At 37.2% G+C, this 4,805-nt stretch carries 2 protein-coding genes; both read right to left on the bottom strand.

Annotation, left to right across the window (positions count from 1 at the left end; translation table 11 throughout):
• On the bottom strand, window positions 1–1,341 hold a 1,341-nt coding region (locus J7J33_03065; protein MCD6168270.1), incomplete at its 3' end, for a DUF1156 domain-containing protein.
• A gap of 18 nt (window positions 1,342–1,359) precedes the next feature.
• Window positions 1,360–4,674, bottom strand: a complete 3,315-nt coding sequence (locus J7J33_03060) for a DUF3883 domain-containing protein (protein MCD6168269.1) — start codon at window positions 4,672–4,674, stop codon at window positions 1,360–1,362.
• Window positions 4,675–4,805 lie beyond the last annotated feature (131 nt).

Genomic DNA, 4,805 nt, shown 5'->3' with positions numbered 1-4,805 from the left:
TCTATCAAAAATTCTCTCAAAAGAAAGTGCATCTCCTCTCCATCTTACTAAATTTGCCAGATAAGTTGCCAATCTATTTAGTCCCAGCCCCAAATAACTCGCCACTGCCTTTGCGTATTCTTTGTCATATCCTTCTTCAATCATCTTTTTGTATGCCATTCTTACCTTTTCGGTGAAGGTTATGAGTGCAAGCTTCTGCCGGGAGTTGAAAAGATCACCCCATTTTTTAAATCCATATCCTCTACCTGCAACTGTCGTAGGGTCTTCCTCGTTCATTCTCTCATCTGGAACAGGGTCAATTCCCCACTTATCCATTAATTTTTTCCTCTTCTCCTCAAGATACTTCTCAGCCTCCATAAAAACTTTCATGTCTTTATCTGTTGCCAGTCTATAATATTTTCCCCTTGCTCTGGGATTGTGAAGAACAACTGCAATGAGTCTCTGACTGCTTTTTCCTTCCTGAAACAACTTTCGCGTTGTATCTGCATCCACAACAGAACCACAGACAGGACAGACTGCAATGGCTCTCTTTACAGTTCCTTTTCCCGCGTCAAAATCGTCTGGAAAATCATTTCCCTGACCAACAATCTTAAACTCAACTTTCTTATCTTTCACATAGGGTTTTAATGCAACTTTCTTGTTATTTTTCTTTGCAAGCCAGAATTGCCTCATTAAAGGGATTTCAGCCCCACAAGATGGATTTTGACATGGTATGGTCCTTGCCCATATATATCCAACAGGAATACTTCCATCTTCATCATGTGGATAAAATCTTCCAATCTCCTTTTTTGCCTCATTAAGAACCCATTCTCCCCACTTTTTTACATCCTCAAGTAAAGAATTATCTAAATCTTCATCAAAAACTCCAGAAACCTCTTTTTTCTCTTTTTTCCCATACTTCTGAGGATACTCAAGAGTGCACTTTAATATTAAAGTGGCAACTGGATTGTATTCAACTGCGTGAGTTTCACATCCAAGTCTTAATGCCTCAAGAGGAATTGAACCACCACCTGAAAAGGGATCAAGAACTCTTGGTGGTTTCCCTCCATTTGCACTTAAAATCTCCCCTCTTGCTCTCTCTATGACTTTTTTATTTAAAGAATTCTCCCATTTGGAAAGCTCTATTATAAATTTCTTTTTTTCATTCCGCTCCTCGTCAGTTTCTGGCGCAGGAATTAAAGCGGCGTAGGATGTTCCCCTTGAACTTGCAAGAGGTCTTCTTGCCCACCATATGTGAAGTGTGGAAATGTGTCCATGCCTTATGTTCTTTTCCTTTGCAGATATTTTACTTACCTCTTTTACTGGAAAGGTTTCTTCAATAAACCTTTTTTTCTTCACCATCTCCTCCTGAAATGGGATTTATGCTCTTGCTCCTTTACTCTTCCACTCCTCCCAAGGCACAATAAATCTTACAACTTCAAGTTTTTCCTTGACTTTCAAATTCTTGTAAGGATTCCTAATTATGTAAAGCTCTGGTTTTGTGGAAGCGTTGGAAATCACATAGAGCCAGTAATCTTCTCTGAATCTTTTAGCCTTGAGCCATTCATTGGTGGTAAGAACAACTGGACCTTCCCCTGCCCTTGCCTTAACCTCTATGTATCTTACCTTCTCACCATCTTTAGATCTTATATCAAATCCAAGGTTCTCTCTGGATACATCCTCAGGCACTCTTCCATTTCTTTTTTCATACTCCATTGCTATTTTCATCCCTATCTTCTCTATCTCCTTATCACTTACCATGTCCTTTGAATGGGTTGGTCTTACAATTACTGCACCAAGAAACTTCGGCATTGAGATGGTGAGACTTACCTCCTGCTCTATCTCTTTCTTAAGTCTCTCAAGCGCCTCTTCATACCTTCTTTTTCTCTCCTGTTTATTTTTTATTGCAAGATCCACCCTTTCTCCCCTCTCCTCTCTTTCGTATAGAAGAACGAGATCACGGTCAAGCATATCTCTCAGGTATTCAAGGGACTTAATTCCATATTTTTGCTTCACCATCTTCTGCCTTTCTCTCTCCTTCAACAACTCATTTTTATATAGATTTGCCAGACTAACCACATATTTTTCAACTTTATCTCTATCAAGATTTACTTTTTTTGGTGTACTATTGTCAACAGGAACAAGATCCCATAGTATTGATGGGTTAACCTCTCTTAACTCCTTTCCATCATCATAAATCACTATTATCCGTTTACCTGCAACTTCACCCTTGCCATCGTTTACCTCCACCTTAAAGAACCAAAGGATACCATTGTAGATACCGGAAGGGTCTTCAAAAACTGCTCCTCTCAAGAGTTTAGTTGAAAAATTCCTTTTAATCCATTCAAGCAGGGCTTCAAAAAGAGGATGTCCAAAGGATATAAACTCATAATCTTGATTTTTAAATGCAATATCTTTATCAAAGGTTGCTTTTGGATAAGATTTTAAAATAGTTCCGAATCTATTTTTAAAATCGATTTCCTTTGCTATTTTTCTTATCTCGTAAGGAACAGAATCTATGGATATAACTCCCTCTTCTCTTTCCCTGAACCTGCCACCAGCCATTTGAAATGCTTTTTTGAAAAACTCCTCCACATACTCAGGTATTAATCTATACTCCTTTGCTTTCTCAGCCATTTCCTTTATTCTTGTATAATCAATATGCTTTGTTGCAAGACTCTCTCCCAGAGCTTCTTTAACCTTTCTGATATATTCTTCGTCTATTTTAATATCTATCTCTTTTTGTATATCATCTATACTCCTTGTATTTGCCACCGCTTCTAAAATTAATTGATACAGGTTTTTACCTGCAAAGACCTCTCCTATAACATCAAACACTTTATCACTTCCAAGTGCCTTTCTTATTTCATCCAGTTTCTCAAACATCTTAACAAGAACCTTTCCCTCCCTCGTATCTTCTGTTACAAGATTGAAGATGTAAACATCCTTCTGCTGACCATATCTATGAATTCTTCCCATTCTCTGCTCAAGTCTATTGGGATTCCATGGAATATCATAATTAATCATAAGGTGACAGAACTGAAGATTTATACCTTCGCCAGCTGCCTCTGTAGCCACCATAATCTGCTTCTCATTTTTAAAGATTTTTTCAGCCTTTATCCTTTCATCTAATTTCATTCCTCCATGAATGAAATTCACAGAGTATCTCCAGGATTTGATTTTATTAACGAGATACTCAAGTGTATCTCTTGACTCAGTAAAAATCAAAATTTTCTCGTTTCCGCCAATTTCTCTTATCTTTTTGAATCCCTCTTCTATAGCCTTTTTAAGCTCTCTTACCTTAACCTCTATCTCCTCATTGAGAATCTCTTCAGCCATTTTTATTAAACGATCAATTGTCTCTATCTCCCTTTCAAGTTCCTTTCTATTCCTTGCAATACTCAATGTCTCCCATTTTCTCTCTTCCTCGAGACGTTTTTTTTCTTCGTAATCCTCATAAATTTCAATCTCTCCCAGTTCAATAAATGGAGTCTCCTCTTTTAATTCTGGCTCCTTAAGTAGTGCCTCAAGTCTTTTCTTTCTCCTTTCAAGAGACTTCAAAAGGGCATAGGTGCTTGATGCCATTCTTCTCTGAAGAATCAGCAAGGCAAAGGCAATGTTTCTTTTTTTGCTACTCTTAAGGGCTTTATTGTACTGATTAATCACATACTCTGAAAGTTCGTTATAAAGCACAATCTCCTTATCTGAAAGCCTAAACTTTATTGTTTTTGGATAACGATTTGTAAAGAGGGGTTTTCCGTTAAAATCCTTTAAATCTTCCTTTCTCCTTCTTATAAAAAGAGGGTTGTCTCCTTTCTCCAAAGAGGCATTTATCATCTCTTTACTGGCGAAAAATCCAGGACTTAACAAATCAAGTAACAACCTGTAATTTTCCGGGTCTCCCTTGTGGGGAGTGGCTGTAAGGAACAGAAGATGATTGGTGGTTTTTGAAAGAACTTCACCTAATTTGTATCTTCCAGTCTTCTTTACCTTTTCTCCATATTTATATGCAGCCATTTTGTGGGCTTCGTCAACTATTACAAGATCCCACTCAACGCTACTTAAGGATGTGAGAATCTCCTCTTGTTTAGCAAAATCAATAGAGGTTATAACCTGATTCTCTTTTTGCCATGGATTCTCTCCGTAGTGAGCATTTAACATACCTCTATCAATTACTGTAAAGTGTTCCTGAAATTTCTCTTTAAGCTCCCTTCTCCACTGATCTTTCAAATGCCCTGGTACAACTATCAAAATTCTCTCTGCAAGTCCCCTAAGTTTCAATTCCTTAACAATAAGACCTGCCATAATCGTTTTTCCAGCACCGGGATCATCTGCTATTAGAAATCTTATTCGTGGAAGTTTCAATATATATCCGTACACCGCCTCAATCTGGAAAGGCAGTGGATCAATTTTTGAAGTGTTCATTGCTAAAAGAGGATCAAAGAGAGAGGCAAATTTAAAACGAGTGGCTTCTATAGATAGAAATGCCTCTAAACCTTTCGTGGTAAAATCAAGAACAAACTCTTTTGTTTTGACTCTTTTTATATCTTCCTCTGAAAGCAACTGATCAATATGGGCGTTGGAATAAACCGTTGCTCCAATAATGTGAATTCCTTCACCAAATTCTTCAACCTTCTTAACCTCAACAGGCTCAGGCCAAAATGGACCTTCAATTATCATTCCTTCTTTAATCATCACATCCCACCATAATAGATTTTAATCTCTTTCATTTTACAACAAATTGGATGGAATCTAAAAAGAGTTGACAAAAATTCAAATTTATTTAATTTAAAATATTAAAGAGGAGATTTTTGTGTTCTGTAAAT

The organism is Caldisericia bacterium (genome assembly GCA_021158845.1).
Taxonomy (GTDB): Bacteria; Caldisericota; Caldisericia; order B22-G15; family B22-G15; genus B22-G15.
Note: the sequence above shows the minus strand (reverse complement) of the source record. Positions and strands in the feature narration are given on the sequence as shown.

Excerpts from the sequence above, each read along its gene's own strand:
- J7J33_03060 (MCD6168269.1), bottom strand. The coding sequence starts at position 4,674 with ATGATTAAAGAAGGAATGATAATTGAAGGTCCATTTTGGCCTGAGCCT.